The organism is Streptomyces sp. FIT100 (genome assembly GCF_024584805.1).
Classification (GTDB): domain Bacteria; phylum Actinomycetota; class Actinomycetes; order Streptomycetales; family Streptomycetaceae; genus Streptomyces.
Map to the genome: position 1 here is coordinate 6,864,474 of NZ_CP075715.1, position 17,495 is coordinate 6,881,968.

At 70.2% G+C, this 17,495-nt stretch carries 15 protein-coding genes and 2 pseudogenes; 3 read left to right on the forward strand and 14 right to left on the reverse strand.

All coding sequences use genetic code 11. The features are described 5' to 3' along the window. Positions 1–10 precede the first annotated feature (10 nt). The 4 genes and pseudogenes from KK483_RS30720 to KK483_RS30735 all read right to left on the reverse strand — a co-directional run. Positions 11–256: pseudogene (locus KK483_RS30720) on the reverse strand (NUDIX hydrolase); the annotation flags it as partial. 219 nt (positions 257–475) lie between these two features. Continuing rightward, positions 476–689, reverse strand: a pseudogene (locus tag KK483_RS30725) (NUDIX domain-containing protein); the annotation flags it as partial. Between the two features lie 10 nt (positions 690–699). Beyond that, positions 700–1,833 (reverse strand): ADP-ribosylglycohydrolase family protein, encoded by a 1,134-nt coding sequence (locus KK483_RS30730; protein WP_399015419.1) that lies wholly within the window; start codon positions 1,831–1,833, stop codon positions 700–702. Continuing rightward, positions 1,830–3,518: a BCCT family transporter gene (locus KK483_RS30735; RefSeq protein ID WP_399015421.1), complete on the reverse strand. Its 1,689-nt coding sequence runs from the start codon at positions 3,516–3,518 to the stop codon at positions 1,830–1,832. The genes KK483_RS30730 and KK483_RS30735 overlap by 4 nt, the downstream gene beginning before the upstream one ends. Before the next feature lie 112 nt (positions 3,519–3,630). On the opposite strand from KK483_RS30735, the gene KK483_RS30740 reads away from it, so the two are divergent. Both KK483_RS30740 and KK483_RS30745 read left to right on the forward strand, forming a co-directional pair. After that, on the forward strand, positions 3,631–4,761 hold the full coding sequence (locus KK483_RS30740) for a glycerate kinase (protein ID WP_262008478.1): 1,131 nt from the start codon (positions 3,631–3,633) through the stop codon (positions 4,759–4,761). A 345-nt stretch (positions 4,762–5,106) separates the two neighbouring features. Further along, the gene (locus tag KK483_RS30745; RefSeq protein WP_262008479.1) at positions 5,107–5,919 is read left to right on the forward strand and encodes an SAM-dependent methyltransferase; all 813 of its coding nucleotides are present in this window, start codon (positions 5,107–5,109) and stop codon (positions 5,917–5,919) included. Between the two features lie 142 nt (positions 5,920–6,061). Here KK483_RS30745 and KK483_RS30750 read toward each other — a convergent pair whose 3' ends face one another. After that, positions 6,062–6,964: a helix-turn-helix transcriptional regulator gene (locus KK483_RS30750; RefSeq protein WP_262008480.1), complete on the reverse strand. Its 903-nt coding sequence runs from the start codon at positions 6,962–6,964 to the stop codon at positions 6,062–6,064. 92 nt (positions 6,965–7,056) lie between these two features. Next, positions 7,057–7,290: a DUF397 domain-containing protein gene (locus KK483_RS30755; RefSeq protein WP_262008481.1), complete on the reverse strand. Its 234-nt coding sequence runs from the start codon at positions 7,288–7,290 to the stop codon at positions 7,057–7,059. A gap of 155 nt (positions 7,291–7,445) precedes the next feature. On the opposite strand from KK483_RS30755, the gene KK483_RS30760 reads away from it, so the two are divergent. Further along, a complete protein-coding gene (locus KK483_RS30760) occupies positions 7,446–8,024 on the forward strand; it encodes an ATP-binding protein (protein ID WP_262008482.1) in 579 nt (192 codons plus the stop codon). A gap of 231 nt (positions 8,025–8,255) precedes the next feature. Here the strand turns inward: KK483_RS30760 and pssA are convergent, their stop codons facing one another. The 8 genes from pssA to KK483_RS30800 all read right to left on the reverse strand — a co-directional run bounded on the left by pssA (position 8,256) and on the right by KK483_RS30800 (position 17,433). Then, entirely contained in the window at positions 8,256–9,140 is an 885-nt protein-coding gene (pssA, locus tag KK483_RS30765) for a CDP-diacylglycerol--serine O-phosphatidyltransferase (RefSeq protein ID WP_399015425.1), read from the reverse strand. Further along, positions 9,127–9,783, reverse strand: coding sequence for a phosphatidylserine decarboxylase (locus tag KK483_RS30770; RefSeq protein WP_262008483.1), 657 nt, complete (start codon positions 9,781–9,783; stop codon positions 9,127–9,129). The genes pssA and KK483_RS30770 overlap by 14 nt, the downstream gene beginning before the upstream one ends. Positions 9,784–9,964: 181 nt before the next feature. Then, a complete protein-coding gene (locus KK483_RS30775; protein WP_262008484.1) occupies positions 9,965–11,170 on the reverse strand; it encodes an acyl-CoA dehydrogenase family protein in 1,206 nt (401 codons plus the stop codon). Positions 11,171–11,172: 2 nt separating this feature from the next. Further along, positions 11,173–11,697, reverse strand: a complete 525-nt coding sequence (locus KK483_RS30780; protein WP_262009755.1) for a MaoC family dehydratase — start codon at positions 11,695–11,697, stop codon at positions 11,173–11,175. A gap of 5 nt (positions 11,698–11,702) precedes the next feature. Then, entirely contained in the window at positions 11,703–12,668 is a 966-nt protein-coding gene (locus KK483_RS30785; RefSeq protein WP_262008485.1) for a CoA ester lyase, read from the reverse strand. Beyond that, positions 12,665–14,737, reverse strand: coding sequence for a protein meaA (locus tag KK483_RS30790; RefSeq protein WP_262008486.1), 2,073 nt, complete (start codon positions 14,735–14,737; stop codon positions 12,665–12,667). The genes KK483_RS30785 and KK483_RS30790 overlap by 4 nt, the downstream gene beginning before the upstream one ends. A gap of 8 nt (positions 14,738–14,745) precedes the next feature. Further along, entirely contained in the window at positions 14,746–16,083 is a 1,338-nt protein-coding gene (ccrA, locus tag KK483_RS30795; RefSeq protein WP_262008487.1) for a crotonyl-CoA carboxylase/reductase, read from the reverse strand. Positions 16,084–16,590: 507 nt separating this feature from the next. After that, on the reverse strand, positions 16,591–17,433 hold the full coding sequence (locus KK483_RS30800) for a TetR family transcriptional regulator (RefSeq protein WP_262008488.1): 843 nt from the start codon (positions 17,431–17,433) through the stop codon (positions 16,591–16,593). Positions 17,434–17,495: the final 62 nt, after the last annotated feature.

Here is a 17,495-nt window from a genome sequence, read left to right on the forward strand (position 1 = left end):
GGCGAACGGATCAGCCGGCCGGCCGCCCGTCCACCAGCTCGGCGGGGCCCGTGCCCGCCGCGAGCGCGTCCAGGGCGGCCAGGACGCGATGGCCGAGGGCGCCGAGGAGATAGGTGGGGAGCTCCTCGCGGGCCACGAGCTTCCAGGAGACCAACTCCTCCTCCTGCAGCCGGATCGCCCGGAACCGCTCACCGTCCAGCACGCCGCCGTCGTACACGTAGGCCACGACCGGCGGCCGGCCGGCGCCCCGCACCCAGGGCCTGTCGTTCGGATCTTGCCGGCCTCGCGGGGTCTGGCACGCGCATCTGCTGCGTTGTCATCGGTCGTCGACTTCCCCGTAGCCCTCCGGGCACGGGAGGTGCCCCCCACCGCGTCGATTTCCTCCTCCGCCTTGCATCTGCACGCACCGCTGTGACATCAGCCGCTCCGCGGCGGGCCGCTCGCTGATCCAGCCTGATCCGAACGACAGGCCCGGGTCCACCGCGAGCAGCCGGCCGGGGGCGACGTCCAGGCCGATCTCCTCCAGCTCCTCCAGCGTCTCGCGGCGGGCGGCCTCGCGCGGCGTCTCACCGGCGTCGGACTCGATCGTTCCGCCCGGGAGGGTCCAGCCCTCGCGGTAGTTGGGCTCGACGAGCAGGACGCGCCCCTCGGCGTCCCCGGAAGAGCGTGGCGGCGCCGGCAGCAGCCACGCCGCAGCCTCTAGGGGGCGCCGCCCGGGGCGGCGGCCGCCGCCAACCGTGCGGTGCGGTCGGCCAGTTCCCCGATCCTCGCCCCGTCGAAGCCGAACACGGCGCTGCGCACCCGGTCCTCCAGTGGCTGTGTCCACTGGGGCGGGATGCCGGAGGCCCCGCACAGCACCCCGGCGACCGAGCCCGCCGTCGCGCCGTTGGAGTCCGTGTCGAGGCCGCCGCGGACGGTCAGGGCGATGGTCGTGGTGAAGTCCCCGCCGCCGTACAGGAGTCCGGCCGTGATGACCGCCGCGTTGGGGACGGTGTGGATCCAGCCGAGCCGGCCCGTCTCCTCCTCCATCGCCGTGAGCGTGGCGGCCCAGGGCAGGCCGCTGTCGTACAGGGCCGTCGTACGGCGGACCGTGCGGGCGAGCCGGCTGCTCGCCGGGACGGTGTCGAGGGCCGTGTCGAGGGCCTCGCGCGTGTCGGCGGCGGTGAACGCGGCGGCGGTCGTCGCGGCCGCCCACATCGCCCCGTAGACGCCGTTGCCGGTGTGGGAGAGGACCGCGTCCCGGCGGGCGAGGGACGCGGCGCGGCGCGGGTCGCCGGGGCAGGTCCAGCCGAAGACGTCCGCGCGGATGAGGGCCCCGATCCATTCCTGGTACGGGTTGTCGTAGGTGGCCGTCAGCGGCGGCTTCAGACCGGCGGTCAGGTTGCGGTAGGCGACCCGCTCCGCGGTGAACGTCTGGAGGTACGGGAGCCGGAGCAGCCACAACTCGCCCACCTGCTCCGTGGTGAAGCCGAAGCCATGCGTCTCCAGCAGATGCAGCGCGAGGATCGAGTAGTCGATGTCGTCGTCGCGGCAGCTGCCGTGGATCCGGCCGCGGACGCACTGGCGCCACTCCGGGCGCAGCTCGAACTCGGCGGTCCGCGCAGCGTCCGGGTGCGGCTCTGGCAGGTAGTCGGTGAGCGGAAGCGCGCCGGTGAGGCGCAGATAGCGGTCGATGCGCTCGCGCGTCCAGTAGTCGCCGCGCTCGACGGGTTTGCCGAGCATGTTTCCCGCGATCCTGCCCAGCCAGCCGCCGAGGATCTGGTCGGCGGTCCGCGGGGTCTTCGTGGGCTCCGTTGGCTCTGTCGGCTCCGTGGGCATGCCTGAGGGCGTCATGGTCCGCGTGTACCCCGTCCGGGCCCGGCATCGGCCCCCGGCCCGGCACCGGACGCGGGCCCCTGTCCGGCCTTCGTGGTCATCGCCTCGCCCACCATCGCCCCCACCGCGTCCCGTACGCCGTGCACCGCGTGATGGCGGGCCGGGCCGGCCCCCGGGTCCTCGCGGAGCTCCCTCACCAGCGCCCAGCACAACCCGAGCATCACCACCGCGAAAGGCAGCGCGACCAGGATCGTCGCCGTCTGCAGCGAGCTCAGCCCGCCCGCGACGAGCAGCACCGCGGCGACCGCCGCCATCAGCACGCCCCAGGCCACCACCAGCCACGTCGGCGGATCCAGTGAGCCCCCGCTGGTCAGCGAGCCCATCACCAGCGAGGCGGAGTCCGCGCTGGTCACGAAGTACGTCATCACCAGCACCATCGCGATGAACGAGGTGACCGTGCCGATCGGCAGCGCGTCCAGCATCCCGAAGAGCGAGGCCTCCGCCCCGGTCTTCACGGTGGCGGCCAGATCGGCCCGGCCCGTCTGGTCGAGCCGGATCGCGGTGCCGCCCATCACGCAGAACCAGACGACCGTGGCGCCGCTCGGCACCAGCAGCACCCCGATCAGGAACTCCCGGACGGTGCGGCCGTGCGAGATCCGGGCGATGAACGTGCCGACGAACGGCGCCCAGGACAGCCACCACGCCCAGTAGAAGATCGTCCAGGTGCCCAGCCACGCGCGGTCCGTGAACGCGCCCGTACGCGTCGCCATGGGCAGCAGCTCCTGCAGATAGCCGCCGACCGAGGCCGGGACCGTGTCCAGGATGAAGACCGTCGGTCCGAGGAGGAAGACGAACGCCGCGAGGAAGGCCGCCAGCACGATGTTGAGCGTACTCAGCCATTTCACGCCCCGGTGCAGACCGGAGAAGGCCGAGGCGACGAAGGCGGCACCGAGCGCCACGATGATCACCAGCTGGGTGGACCGGGACGCCTCGACGCCGGTCGTGATGTCCAGGCCCTCGGCGACCTGGAGCGCGCCGAGGCCGAGGCTTGTCGCCGTACCGAAGACCGTGGCGAGCACCGCGAGCAGATCGATCACCCTGCCCTGCCAGGACGCCGCCCGGCGGGCGCCGATCAGCGGGACGAACGCCGAGCTGAGCCGGTTGCCGCGGGCCTTGCGGAAGCCGGCGTACGCGAGCGCCAGGCCAGCGATGCCGTAGATCGCCCAGGGCGTGAGCGTCCAGTGGAAGAACGAGTACTCCATCGCGAGCTGGGCCGCCGCGCCCGACCGGGGCGGGACGCCGCTCGCCGGAGGCGGGGAGGCGTAGTGCTGGAGCGGCTCCCCGACACCGTAGAACATCAGGCCGATCCCCATGCCGGCGCTGAACATCATCGCGATCCACGCGAGGTTCGAGAACTCGGGCTCCGAGTCGTCGGTGCCGAGCCGGATCCGTCCGAAGCGGCTGAAGGCGATCACCACGCACAGGACGAGGAAGACATCGGCGGCGATCACGAACAGCCAGGCGAAGTTGGACAGGACCCAGGCCAGTGAGGCGGAGGAGACGCCGGCGAACGAGCCCCCGGCGAGTGCGGCCCACGCCACCACCCCGGCCACCGCGGCCATCCCGATGCCGATGACCACACGGTCGGGCGACGGAGCGGGATGCGGCAGCTCGTCGACCGGTCCCGTACGTTCCGTACTCATGTGGCCCCACTATGGTGGGACATACCGCCATAACAGGGGGTGGCACGCCGTCCGAGGGTGCGGATAGGGTCGGGGCGGCGCGACTGCCTGTTCGAAAGCAAGGGATAGCAAGGTGGCGGACGGAGCAGTTACTGCCGCGCGAGTGCTCGTGGCGGCGGACAAGTTCAAGGGCTCGCTCACGGCCGTGCAGGTGGCCGAGCGGGTGACGGCCGGGCTGCGGCGGGTCGTTCCGGGACTTCCCGTGGAGACCCTGCCCGTCGCGGACGGCGGCGACGGCACGGTCGCGGCGGCGGTGGCGGCGGGGTTCGAGCGCCGCGAGGCGCTGGTGACCGGACCGCTCGGCGAGCCGCTGACCGCGGCGTACGCGCTGAAGGACACCACGGCCGTGGTGGAGATGGCCGAGGCATCCGGACTCCAGCACCTGCCCGACGGCGTTTTCGCGCCACTCACGGCCACGACGTACGGCTCAGGGGAGCTGCTGCGCGCCGCGCTCGACGCGGGGGCGCGCACGATCGTGTTCGGGGTGGGGGGCAGCGCCACGACCGACGGCGGGGCGGGGATGCTGGCCGCGCTGGGCGCTCGCTTCCTGGACGCGGACGGCAAGCCCGTCGGGCCCGGCGGCGGCGCGCTCGTCGATGTCGCGACCACGGACCTGTCGGGGCTGGACGCCCGCTTCAAGGACGTCGATCTGATCCTCGCCAGCGACGTGGACAACCCGCTGACCGGGCCGAAGGGCGCCCCGGCCGTCTTCGGCCCGCAGAAGGGAGCGTCGCCGCAGGACGTGACCGCGCTCGACACCGCGCTCGCCCACTACGCGTCGCTCCTCGGGCCCGAGCAGGCCGCGCTGCCCGGCGCGGGCGCGGCGGGCGGCATCGGCTACGGCGCGCTGGTCGCGCTGGGCGCGAGGTTCCGTCCCGGGATCGAGGTCATGCTCGACATCCTCGGCTTCGCCCCCGCACTCGCCCGAGCGACCCTGGTCGTCACCGGTGAGGGCTCCCTCGACGAGCAGACCCTCCACGGCAAGGCCCCGGCCGGCGTCGCCGCGGCCGCCCGCGCGCAGGGTGTCGAGGTCGTCGCCGTCTGCGGCCGCCTGGCGCTGCCCCCGGAGGCCCTCGGTGCGGCGGGTATCAGCCGCGCCTACGCGCTGCTGGAGCTGGAGCCGGACCCCGCGGTCTGCATGGCGCAGGCGGGGCCGCTGCTGGAGCGGGCCGCGGAGTCGATCGCCCGGGACTTCCTGGTCTGACAGCGGTGCCCGGGAATCACTCCCGGGCCGGGGCCGGGGCCGGGCCGGGCCTCGGTCGGTCCGGCCCCCCCCCGGCTTCCCCGCTCCCCGGCTTCCCCGCTCCCCCGCTCCCCGGCTCCCCGGAGCCCCCGGTTCTCGCCACCGGGGGCTCCTGTGGCGTGTGTGCCACGTGCCCTCCATGTGGCCTTCCGAGCCGCCGCGCTCCGGTCAACTTCCTTCTACGAATGGCCGAAAGCATGCCCTTCGATCGGTGTACCGGTCCAAGCGCCTGTACCGCCTCCCCGGTGCTCCCTAGCATGTGCGTCCTACCCGACTGGATTCCCCGTTGACGTGAATGAGGACTGGATGCAGAGCGAGTCGTGGAGCCCGGACGCCATCGACACCAAGATCCCCAGCGTGGCGCGCATGTACGACTTCTTCCTGGGGGGCGACGACAACTACCAGTCCGACCGTGACGCCTGCGAGCAGTTGTTGCAGCAGGTGCCCAGCACCAAGGTGCTGGCGATCAACAACCGCCGCTTCCTGCAGCGTGTGGTGGGGACGCTGGCCGTCGACTACGGAATCCGCCAGTTCATCGACCACGGGTCCGGTCTGCCGACACAGGACAACGTCCACCAGGTCGCCCAGGCCGTGGACCCGGCCTCGCGTGTGGTGTACGTCGACAACGACCCCATCGTGCTGGCCCACGGCCGGGCGCTGCTGGAGGAGAACGACCGCACCGCGGTCATCCAGGCCGATATGCGGGACACCGAAGGCATCTTCACCCATGAGGAGACGACGCGGCTGATCGACTTCAGCCGGCCGGTCGCCGCGCTGTTCGTCTCCGTCATGCACTGCATTCCGGACGAGGACGACCCGGCCGGTCTCGTGCGCCGCGTCGCCGAACGCCTGGCGCCGGGCAGCTTCCTGGTGGTCTGCCAGCTCGTCAGCGACCGGGCCGAGATCCGCAAGTTCGTCACGGACTTCATGGCGGAGGCCACGGGCGGCCACTGGGGCCGGGTCCGTGAGGAGCACGAGGTCACCGAGTACTTCAACGGCCTGGAGATCCTGGAGCCGGGACTGGTGGAGGTGTCCACCTGGCGGCCGGACAACGACCTCGCCCCGGTCCAGCAGACCGACGAGTGGATCGAGTGGGGCGGTGTCGCCCGTCTCGGGTGACCGGCCCGCAGCATGACGCGCCGCGGCCCCGGGCGGGAGACGCCCGGGGCCGCGGCCTTGTCTGTGTCCGGTCCTTGTTCCCGGTCCGTTCCGGCTTCCGGCTTCCGGCTTCCGGCTTCCGGTTCCGCGCTCCGCTGCGTGCTCAGAGGTGGGCCAGACGCTCCTGCACCAGCGCCAGGGACTGCCTGGGGGTGAGGGCACAGGCGCCGAGCCGGTCGAGCATGTCGCGGTACTGCTCGACGACCTGAGGCTTCTGGCTGAAGGTGCTGTCCGTCAGATGCTCGATGTAGACGGCGTCCTTGAGGTCGCCCAGCGCGAAGCGCAGATACGTCACCCCGGTGCCGACGCCGACCGAGGCCGTCACGTCCAGGGGAGCGATCTGCAGCGTGATCCGGGGCTGCTGCATCATCGCGGCGAGATGTTCCAACTGCCCGCGCATCACCTGCGGACCGCCGACCGTGCGCAGCAGCACGGACTCGTCGATCAGCGCCCACAGCCGCGGACCGTCCTTCTGGTCGAGCTGGCGCTGGCGCTCCTGCCGGAGGTCGACGCGGCGCTGCACATCGTGGCTGTAGAGCCGTGCGGGCCCGGACTGGATCACCGCGCGAGCGTAGGCGGAGGTCTGCAACAGGCCGGGCACATAGAACGGTTCGTACGTACGGATCGTCGCCGCCGCGCCCTCCAGGGCGACCAGCGGGGCGAAGAAGTCCGACAGGACGTCGCTGAAGCTGCGCCACCAGTCGCTCCTGCGGGACTGCTCCACGAGCCGCACGAACTCCGTGACGCGCTCGTCGCCCTCCACCCCGTACAGATCCAGCAGGGCGAGGGCGTCGGCGGGCTTGCAGCCGTGCCGGCCCAGTTCGATCCGGCTCGTCTTGGAGCGGGAGAAGCCGAGCCGCACGTCGACGGCGGAGGGGTCGAGCCCGGCGGCCACGCGAAGCTCGCGCAACTTGCCGCCAAGGATCACCTTCAGGGCGGTCGGGTTGGTCTCGACCGCTCCCAAGGGCCCGGTGAACAACGACGGGCTCGGTTCGACTGCAGCCATCGCGCGCTCCTGCGGACTATTGAGAAGACGACGACACTATCCCGTACTTCCCTGGATGAGCCATGGGGAACTGGTCGGTGAACTGATGACTTTCAGCCAATCACGGTGTCGAAATCGCCGCCGCGGGCACCCGCGACGAACGCCTCCACCTCGTCGCGGGTGTAGACGAGCGCCGGCCCCTGCGGGTCACGGGAGTTGCGCACGGCCACCTGACCGTCCGGAAGCGCTGCCAACTCCACGCAGTTGCCCGTGGCGTTGCTGTGGCTGCTCTTGATCCATGTGACCGAGCTCAGCGCGTCCGCCCGCATGCCGTTGGGGAACTCCATGCCCACCAACCCCTCTGTGTTCGCACGTTCGTTCGTTCCGGATCTGGTCACTGCAATCTCAGATGCAATTGCATTTCCGGTGCCGGCTCGACAATACTCGTTTCCCACCGGCTGTCGCAGCGTCGAACACCCCAGCCCGCAGGGGGACATGAGCAGTGACGATTCACCTGTCAACGATTTCGAGCACGCAGGCCGGGCACGGCAGCCGGCCTGCGTCCGCGCAAGTCGGCCCGAAACCGTCGCCCGAGACCCCACGTGAGACGTGGCAGGGGCATGCCCTGGGCGACGGGCTTCCCGCTCTCGGCGGCTTCGCCGCCTGCGGCCTCGACGGCACTCCGCGGAACGCCTGCCAGGCGCGGCGGTTCGTCACGCTCACCCTGAACGGCTGGGAGCTGGAGCCGCTCGTCCCCGACATGGCGCTGATCGTCAGCGAGCTCGTCACCAACGCGGTGCGGCACGGGCTCACGACCGAGGCCCCGGAAGCCGCCACGGAGTACCCCCTGTGGCTGGGTCTCGTCCGGCAGCCCGACCACATCGTCTGCTCCGTCGCCGACCCGAGCCCCGAGCCGCCGCGCCCGCGCAACGCCGACGACACGGCCTTCGACGGCCGCGGCCTCGCCCTGATCGGCGCCCTCAGCGACACCTGGTCCTGGTCGCCGATGGAGCCCCGCGGCAAGACGGTCTGGGCCAGCCTCGCCCTCCCCTCCCCGGCCCTCCTCACGCCCCGGGACTGAGCCTGAGCCGGGCCCGGCCGCCAAGCGCCCCGGCCCTCGGGCCCGGCAGTCCCCGGCCCTGGGAGCGGCCGTCCCCGGCCCTGCCGGGGGCGTGGATGCGGGCGGGCAGCGGGCCCGGGCGGCACGGGGCCCGGGCGGCGGCTTCGGACCCCGCACGACAGGCGCGTACGACGAAGGGCCCGGGTGCCGAAGCACCCGGGCCCTTCGAGGCCGTGAGGAACCGCCGTGACGCTACGGAAGCTGGGCCGAAGCCCGCGCCTCGCGCCGGTTGTCGCGGAAGGTGTTCACCCGCCGCGCCGTCGCGAACAGCGGGATCGTCGCCGCCAGCACGATCTGCAGCGCGCAGCCGGTCTGGAGCAGCATCTGGCCGCCCGGCGCGTCGAACGCCCACGCCGCGAGCAGACCCATCGCCGCCACGATCCAGCTGAGCATCGCCACCGCGAGGACGCCCCGCGGCTTCGGGTACTCGACCCGGCTCACCATCAGCCAGGCCGCGCCGATGATCGCCATCAGCGTCGGGATGAACGGCAGCTCCAGCAGGATGATCGAGACGACCGTCAGCGCGCCGAACGGGCTCGGCATGCCCTGGAACATGCCGTCCTTCAGCGTCACGCACGAGAATCTGGCCAGTCGCAGCACGACCGCGAGCAGCACGACGATCGCGGCCACCGCCGAGACCTTCTGATGGGCGTCGTCGGCGACCATTCCGTACACGAGGACGAAGTACGCCGGGGCGAGCCCGAAGCTGATCAGGTCGGACAGGTTGTCCAGCTCCGCGCCCATCGGCGAGCTGCGCAGCTTGCGCGCCACGAGCCCGTCGAAGAGGTCGAAGACGGCCGCGCAGAGCATGAGGATCACGGCGGTCGCGGCGGAGTGCCGCGCCATGCCGCTCTCGGGGCTGCCGACGAGATGGGGGATGAGGATTCCGGTGGTGGTGAAGTACACCGCCATGAATCCGCACGTGGCGTTACCGAGCGTGAGGGTGTCCGCTATTGAGAGCCGCAGGGAGAGGGGCATCTCCTCGGCGTCGTCGGCGGCCTCGGAGGCGGACGCGGACTCGGCGCCCTCGGCGTCCCGGACCCACCCGGCCTCCGTCTCGGGATCAATCACGGTCAATGCGAGTCACCCCCGCGGTCGTGGCCTGGCCCACCTCGACGGCGACCTCGACACCGGCCGGAAGGTAGATGTCGACGCGCGAACCGAAGCGGATCAGGCCGATGCGCTCACCCTGCTCGACCTTGGTGCCCTGGGGGATGTAGGGCACGATGCGCCGGGCGACGGCGCCCGCGATCTGGACCATCTCGATGTCGCCGAGCTCGGTGTCGAAGTGCCAGACGACCCGCTCGTTGTTCTCGCTCTCCTTGTTGAACGCCGGAACGAATCCACCGGGCACGTGCTCGACGGACGTCACCGTGCCGGCCAGCGGCGCGCGGTTGACGTGGACATTCAGAGGGCTCATGAAGATGGCGACGCGGGTGCGCCCGTCCTTCCACGGCATGATGCTCTGCACCACACCGTCGGCCGGGGAGATCACCCGGCCCTGGGCGATCTCGCGCTCGGGGTCGCGGAAGAACCACAGCATGCCCGCCGCGAGCGCGGTGGTGGGCACGGCGATGGCCGCGGCGCGCTTCGACCGGCGCGCACGCGCCAGGCTCAGGGCCGCGGTCGCGACGGTCGGCAGGAGCCACGGCGATGCTCCGCGCGCGAGGCGTACGCCGAGCAGGCTGTCGCGAGGTGCAGAGGTTTGGCTGTGGGGCATGGATGACCTTCGTAGCGGATGATGCCGCGCTGGCAACAGGGGGACGGCGGCTTTCCGGCGATGCTATCGGTTGCTGACCGCAACTGGGCAAGCCAGAGGCCGAGTCGGCCGGCCGGAAGCCCCCGGCGCAAGCAGCCCGGGTGTGATCTTCTTCGCGGCCGAACCGACCCAAAAGCGACGTTCACCCCTGGAATCGGTACTCCTCGAGGAGCCGACGACCAATGATCATTTTCTGGATCTCGGCGGTACCTTCGCCGATAAGCAGCATCGGAGCCTCGCGGTAGAGGCGCTCGATCTCGTACTCCTTGGAGAAGCCGTAACCGCCGTGGATGCGGAAGGCGTCCTCGACGACTTCCTTGCAGTATTCGGACGCGAGGTACTTCGCCATCCCTGCCTCCAGGTCGTTTCGCTCCCCGGAGTCCTTTTTGCGCGCTGCGTTGACCATCATCGCATGGGCCGCCTCGACCTTGGTAGCCATCTCGGCGAGCTTGAACTGAATGGCCTGGTGCTGCGCGATCGGCTTTCCGAAAGTATGACGCTGCTGGGCATAGGAGACACCCAGTTCGAAGGCACGTTGAGCGACGCCGCAGCCACGCGCCGCCACGTTCACGCGGCCGACCTCCACGCCGTCCATCATTTGGTAAAACCCTCGGCCGGTGGTGCCGCCGAGTACCCGATCGGCCGGAATGCGAAGTCCGTCCATGATGAGCTCGGTCGTGTCGACGCCCTTGTAGCCCATCTTGTCGATCTTCCCGGGAATGGTGAGGCCGGGGCGGACCTCTCCGAAACCGGGCTCCTTCTCGACCAGGAAGGTCGTCATCGACTTGTGCGGGGCCGTCCCCTCGGGGTGTCCTTCGTCACTTCTGACGAGTACGGCCACCAGGGTCGACGTGCCGCCGTTCGTCAGCCACATCTTCTGGCCGTTCAGGACGTACTCGTCGCCGTCCTTCACCGCCTTCGACGTGATCGCCGACACGTCCGAGCCGAGCCCCGGCTCGGACATCGAGAAGGCGCCGCGCACCTCGCCGGCCGCCATCCGGGGCAGGAAGTGATCCTTCTGCTCCTGGGTGCCGTGCTGCTTGAGCATGTACGCCACGATGAAGTGCGTGTTGATGATCCCCGAGACGGACATCCAGCCGCGGGCGATCTCCTCGACGCAGAGGGCGTACGTCAGCAGGGACTCGCCCAGGCCCCCGTACTCCTCGGGGATCATCAGGCCGAAGAGTCCGAGCTCCTTGAGGCCGTCCACGATCTGCTGCGGATACTCGTCGCGGTGCTCCAGCTCGGTCGCGACCGGGATGATCTCTTTGTCGACAAAGTCCCGGACGGTCTTCAGGATCTCCTGCTGGACATCGGTCAGACCGGCGGTCTGGGCGAGTCGGGCCATGGCTACTTCTCCGCCTTCTTCGGGGGCTCGATCAGCTCCGGGCGGCCCGGCTGCTCGCCGCCGCGCTCCTTGATGTACGTCTCGGTGGGGACCATCACCTTGCGGCGGAACACGCACACCAGCGTGCCGTCCTGCTTGTAGCCCTTGGTCTCGACGTGGACGATGCCGCGGTCGCTCTTCGACTTCGACGGCGTCTTGCCGAGGACGGTCGTCTCACCGTAGATCGTGTCGCCGTGGAAGGTCGGCGCGACATGGCGGAGCGACTCGATCTCCAGATTGGCGATCGCCTTTCCCGACACGTCCGGCACCGACATGCCGAGCAGCAGCGAATAGATGTAATTGCCCACGACGACGTTCTTCCCGAAGTCCGTCGTCCTCTCCGCATAGTTCGTGTCCATGTGGAGCGGGTGGTGGTTCATCGTCAGCAGACAGAACAGGTGGTCGTCGTACTCGGTGACCGTCTTTCCCGGCCAGTGCTTGTAGACCGCGCCGACCTCGAACTCTTCGAAGGTGCGTCCGAACTGCATGGTGCTCACGCCTCCGGGGCTTCGAACTTCGAGGTACGGGTCATACCGGCGGCGCGGCCCTTGCCCGAGATGACCAGCGCCATCTTGCGGCTGGCCTCGTCGATCATCTCGTCGCCGAGCATCGCGGAGCCCTTCTTGCCGCCCGCCTCGGACGTGCAGTACTCGTACGCGTCCAGGATCAGCTCGGCGTGGTCGAAGTCCTCCTGGGAGGGCGAGAAGATCTCGTTGGCCGCGGCGACCTGGTCCGGGTGGAGCACCCACTTGCCGTCGAAGCCGAGAGCGGCGGCGCGCCGGGCGACGGCGCGGTAGCCCTCCTGGTTGCGGATCTGGAGGTAGGGGCCGTCGATCGCCTGGAGGTTGTGCGTACGGGCCGCCATCAGGATGCGCATGAGGATGTAGTGGTACGCGTCCGCCGGGTAGCCGGGCGGCTGCTCGCCCACGACCAGCGACTTCATGTTGATGGAGGCCATGAAGTCGGCCGGGCCGAAGATGATCGTCTCCACGCGCGACGAGGCGGCGGCGATCGCGTCGACGTTCACCAGGCCCTTGGCGTTCTCGATCTGCGCCTCGATGCCGATCTTGCCGACCTCGAAGCCCATCGTCTTCTCGATCTGGGTGAGGAGGAGGTCGAGGGCGACGATCTGCTCGGCGTCCTGGACCTTCGGCAGCATGATGCAGTCGAGGTTCTGGCCGGCGCCCTCGACGACCGTCACGACGTCCCGGTACGTCCAGTGGGTGGTCCAGTCGTTGACCCGCACGACGCGCGTCTTGCCCGTCCAGTCGCCCTCGTTGAGGAACTTGACGATGGTGTGCCGCGCCTCGGGTTTGGCGAGCGGCGCGCAGGCGTCCTCCAGGTCCAGGAAGACCTGGTCGGCCGGCAGGCCCTGGGCCTTCTCCAGGAAACGCGGGTTGCTGCCCGGGACCGCCAGGCAGGAACGACGCGGGCGCAGCCGGTTGACGGGGCTTGTCATGCGGGGACCTCCAGGGGGTCGAGCTTGTTCGCTTTCCGGATCTCGTCGACGATACGTCCGATGATCTCGGTGATACCGAAGTCCTTCGGGGTGAAGACGGCGGCGACACCCGCGCGCTTCAGATCCTCGGCGTCACCGTTCGGGATGATCCCGCCCACGATCACCGGGATGTCGTATGCGCCCGCCTCACGCAGGCGTGTCAGCACGTCCGGCACCAGCTCGGCGTGCGAGCCGGACAGGATCGACAGGCCCACGCAGTGCACGTCCTCGGACAGCGCCGCGCTGACGATCTGCTCGGGCGTCAGCCGGATGCCCTGGTAGACCACCTCGAAGCCCGCGTCGCGCGCCCTTACGGCGATCTGCTCGGCGCCGTTGGAGTGCCCGTCAAGGCCGGGCTTGCCGACCAGCAGTCGCAGCCGGCCGGAAGCCAGCTCTTCGGCGGTGCGGGCCACCTTCTCGCGGACGAGCGCCAGCGGCGTGCCCTCCTCGGCGGTGACCGCGACCGGGGCCGACGAGACGCCCGTCGGGGCGCGGAACTCGCCGAAGACGTCCCGCAGCGCCCAGGCCCACTCGCCGGTGGTGACACCCGCACGGGCGCACTCGACGGTGGCTGCCATCAGGTTGCCCTCTCCCGCCGCCGTGGCCTTGAGCGCCGCGAGGGCCTCCTGGGCGCGGCCCTCGTCGCGGTTGTCGCGCCATTCGTGGAGCCCGGCCACGACCCGGGCCTCGTTCGCCGGGTCGACCGTCATGATCGCGGTGTCGAGGTCCGCGGTCAGCGGGTTGGGCTCGGTGGTCTCGAAGACGTTGACGCCGACGATCTTCTCCTCGCCGGCCTCGATCCGGGCCCGCCGCTCGGCGTGCGAGGACACCAGCTGCGACTTGAGGTAGCCGGACTCGACGGCCGCCATCGCGCCGCCCATCTGCTGGATCCGGTCGATCTCCGCGAGTGACTCGGCGACCAGGGCGTCCACCTTGGCCTCGATGACGTGCGAGCCCGCGAAGATGTCCTCGTACTCCAGCAGGTCGGACTCGTGCGCGAGGACCTGCTGGATGCGCAGCGACCACTGCTGGTCCCAGGGCCGGGGCAGGCCGAGCGCCTCGTTCCACGCCGGGAGCTGCACGGCGCGGGCGCGGGCGTCCTTCGAGAGCGTCACGGCCAGCATTTCCAGGACGATGCGCTGGACGTTGTTCTCCGGCTGCGCCTCGGTCAGACCGAGCGAGTTGACCTGGACTCCGTAGCGGAAGCGGCGCTGCTTCGGGTCCTCGATGCCGTAGCGCTCGCGTGTGATCCGGTCCCAGATGCGGCCGAAGGCGCGCATCTTGCACATCTCCTCGATGAAGCGGACGCCCGCGTTGACGAAGAAGGAGATACGGGCGACGACATCGCCGAACTTCTCCTGCGGCACCTGCCCGGAGTCGCGTACCGCGTCCAGGACGGCGATCGCGGTGGACATCGCGTAGGCGATCTCCTGGACCGGCGTGGCACCGGCCTCCTGCAGGTGGTAGCTGCAGATGTTGATGGGGTTCCACTTGGGGATGCGGGCGACCGTGTAGGTGATCATGTCGGTCGTCAGCCGCAGCGAGGGGCCCGGCGGGAAGACGTGCGTCCCGCGCGACAGGTACTCCTTGACGATGTCGTTCTGTGTCGTCCCCTGGAGCCTGGTGATGTCCGCTCCCTGCTCCTCGGCGACCACCTGGTAGAGCGCCAGCAGCCACATGGCGGTGGCGTTGATGGTCATCGAGGTGTTCATCTGCTCCAGGGGGATGTCCTGGAACAGCCGCCGCATGTCACCGAGGTGCGAGACCGGGACCCCGACCCGGCCGACCTCGCCGCGGGCGAGGACGTGGTCGGGGTCGTAGCCGGTCTGCGTCGGCAGGTCGAACGCGACCGACAGGCCGGTCTGGCCCTTGGCGAGGTTGCGCCGGTACAGCTCGTTGGACGCCTCCGCCGTGGAGTGGCCGGCGTAGGTGCGCATGAGCCACGGCCGGTCCTTCTCTTTCCGCGTGTTCGCCTCCGGGCGCGCGTACCCGGCGCTCTTCGGCTCACTCGCGGTCTGACGCTCGCTCATGTGGGACCTCAGATGTCGCGGAAGCGGTTGATGGCGTCGATGTGCTCGGCGCGCCGCTGCTCGTCGCGCACCCCCATGCCCTCCTGCGGGGCGAGGCAGAGCACGCCGACCTTGCCCTGGTGCAGATTGCGGTGCACGTCGTACGCGGCCTGGCCGGTCTCCTCCAGGGAGTAGACCTTCGACAGGGTGGGGTGGATCCTGCCCTTGGCGATGAGGCGGTTGGCCTCCCACGCCTCGCGGTAGTTGGCGAAGTGGGAGCCGATGATCCGCTTCAGCGACATCCACAGGTAGCGGTTGTCGTACTCGTGGTTGTAGCCGGAGGTCGAGGCGCAGGTGACGATGGTGCCGCCCTTGCGGGTGACGTAGACCGAGGCGCCGAAGGTCTCCCGTCCCGGGTGCTCGAAGACGATGTCGACGTCCTCGCCGTCGGTGAGTTCGCGGATGCGCTTGCCGAAGCGCTTCCACTCCTTGGGGTCCTGGTTGTGCTCGTCCTTCCAGAACTTGTAGTCCTCGGCGTTGCGGTCGATGATCGCCTCGGCGCCCATCGCCCGGCAGATGTCGGCCTTCTGCTCGCTGGAGACCACGCAGATCGGGTTGGCGCCGCCGGCGAGCGCGAACTGCGTGGCGTACGAGCCGAGTCCGCCGCTCGCGCCCCAGATCAGGACGTTGTCGCCCTGCTTCATCCCGGCGCCGTTGCGGGAGACCAGCTGGCGGTACGCGGTGGAGTTGACCAGGCCGGGCGCCGCCGCCTCCTCCCAGCTCAGGTGCTTCGGCTTGGGCATCAGCTGGTTCGACTTGACCAGGGCTATCTCGGCGAGGCCGCCGAAGTTGGTCTCGAAGCCCCAGATCCGCTGCTCGGGGTCGAGCATCGTGTCGTTGTGGCCGTCCGAGGACTCCAGTTCGACGGAGAGGCAGTGGGCGACGACCTCGTCGCCGGGGTGCCAGGCGTTGACGCCGGGGCCGGTGCGCAGGACGACGCCCGCGAGGTCGGAGCCGATGATGTGGTACGGCAGGTCGTGGCGCTTGGTGAGCTCGGAGAGCTTTCCGTAGCGCTCCAGGAACCCGAAGGTCGAGAGCGGCTCGAAGATCGAGGTCCAGACGGAGTTGTAGTTGACCGAGCTGGCCATGACCGCGACGAGCGCCTCGCCGGGGCCGAGCTCCGGGACCGGCACGTTGTCGAGGTGGAGCGACTTGCGGGGGTCCTTCTCCCGCGTGGTGAGACCGGCGAACATCTCGGTCTCGTCCTTGTGCACGGTCATCGCACGGTACGACTCGGGCAGCGGCAGTGCGGCGAAGTCCGCGGACGTGGAGTCCGGTGACTGAATCGCGTCCAGGATTTCCTTCACGGTGTTGCCTCCGGCGATTGGGGTTCCCCGGTCCGGCGGAGCCGAGCGAGGGGAGGCGTCCCGCCTCGCGGGCGGGACGCTGAGGGGAACGTCGGGGAAGTGCTGCGGTGGAGGTGCCGTCGGTTCGGCGGCGGAGGTGGTGCTGTGGCAGCGCTTTTGTGGGCGCGGGAGGTTGCCTGTGACGCAGGCGTCCGGGCGCGCGAGCCGGGAGGCTGGCGGGGACAGCCGGCGTACGAAGGTGCTCTGCACGCCGGCCGCCCGGACACCTTCAACGTATGGCACCCCGTGCCAGGCCGCAAGACACTGGGTGCCACAATTTCACTCAGATGCAATCTGGGTGTCACAGATGAGCGATGATCGATCGACGGCAGCCCGCAATGAAGCCCCGCCGGTGTGTGGGACACGGGATGCGGGGGGCGAGGGGATGCAGAGGGCGAAACCCTCACAAATGGGTTGAGGGAGCCCACAAGGAAACAGAGTCCGGGGCTCTTGCCCCGGACCGGAGCGTCAGCCCTTCCTGAGCGCCTGCTCGATGGTGCGCATCACTTCCGGGAGCGGTGCGTCCGTGCGGGCCACCGCCACCAGGACCTCGCCTGCGGGCCGCACCGTCGCGGCGGGGCGGCTCTGGTCCGGTGCGGTGCGGCGACCCGCGCCGATGCCCGTGCCGAAGGTGTCGCGGACGATCGCGAAGGCGTGGTCGAGCTGGGCCTCCACATCGCCCTGGCCGCCCGCCCGCAGCCAGCGGCGCAGCACGTGGTTGTGGGCGGTGACCACCGCCGACGCGGCCACCTCGGCGAGCAGCGGGTCGTCGTTGCCGTCGTGGTGGTCGCGCTCGTCGAAGTGGCCCAGCAGATAGCGGGTGAACAGACGCTCGTAGCGGGCCACCGAGGCGATCTCGCGCTCCCTCAGCGTGGGTACCTCGCGGGTGAGGCGGTAGCGCTCCACGGAGACCGCGGGCGAGGAGGCGTACATCTTCATGACCTCCTTGATGCCCCGGCAGACGGTGTCGAGCGGATGCTCATGCGCCGGTGCGGCGTTCAGCACCGCCTCGGCGCGTACGAGCGTGTCGTCGTGGTCCGGGAAGATCGCCTCTTCCTTCGAGCGGAAGTGGCGGAAGAACGTCCTGCGGGCGACCCCGGCCGCCGCGGCGATCTCGTCGACGGTCGTCGCCTCGTACCCCTTGGTCGCGAAGAGCTCCATCGCCGCCGCGGCCAGTTCCCGCCGCATCTTGAGCCGTTGGGCCGCTGCGCGGCTGCCCGCCGCGCTCTCGGGGGCGTCGGCTGCGGAGGCGGCGCGGGAGGTGGCACGGGGTGACCTGGCGGGCTGGGGCATGACCTGAACGTACTGCATCTGTGCAGGAGAGCGCGCCTGTGGGGCAGGGCTGCCCGACGATCCGAGCAGCCCTCCCCACG

Coding starts and splice junctions, on each gene's coding strand:
- KK483_RS30730 (WP_399015419.1), bottom strand. CDS start 1,833: ATGACGCCCTCAGGCATGCCCACGGAGCCGACAGAGCCAACGGAGCCC.
- KK483_RS30735 (WP_399015421.1), bottom strand. CDS start 3,518: ATGAGTACGGAACGTACGGGACCGGTCGACGAGCTGCCGCATCCCGCT.
- KK483_RS30745 (WP_262008479.1), top strand. CDS start 5,107: ATGCAGAGCGAGTCGTGGAGCCCGGACGCCATCGACACCAAGATCCCC.
- KK483_RS30750 (WP_262008480.1), bottom strand. CDS start 6,964: ATGGCTGCAGTCGAACCGAGCCCGTCGTTGTTCACCGGGCCCTTGGGA.
- KK483_RS30755 (WP_262008481.1), bottom strand. CDS start 7,290: ATGGAGTTCCCCAACGGCATGCGGGCGGACGCGCTGAGCTCGGTCACA.
- KK483_RS30770 (WP_262008483.1), bottom strand. CDS start 9,783: ATGCCCCACAGCCAAACCTCTGCACCTCGCGACAGCCTGCTCGGCGTA.
- KK483_RS30775 (WP_262008484.1), bottom strand. CDS start 11,170: ATGGCCCGACTCGCCCAGACCGCCGGTCTGACCGATGTCCAGCAGGAG.
- KK483_RS30780 (WP_262009755.1), bottom strand. CDS start 11,697: ATGCAGTTCGGACGCACCTTCGAAGAGTTCGAGGTCGGCGCGGTCTAC.
- KK483_RS30785 (WP_262008485.1), bottom strand. CDS start 12,668: ATGACAAGCCCCGTCAACCGGCTGCGCCCGCGTCGTTCCTGCCTGGCG.
- KK483_RS30790 (WP_262008486.1), bottom strand. CDS start 14,737: ATGAGCGAGCGTCAGACCGCGAGTGAGCCGAAGAGCGCCGGGTACGCG.
- KK483_RS30800 (WP_262008488.1), bottom strand. CDS start 17,433: ATGCAGTACGTTCAGGTCATGCCCCAGCCCGCCAGGTCACCCCGTGCC.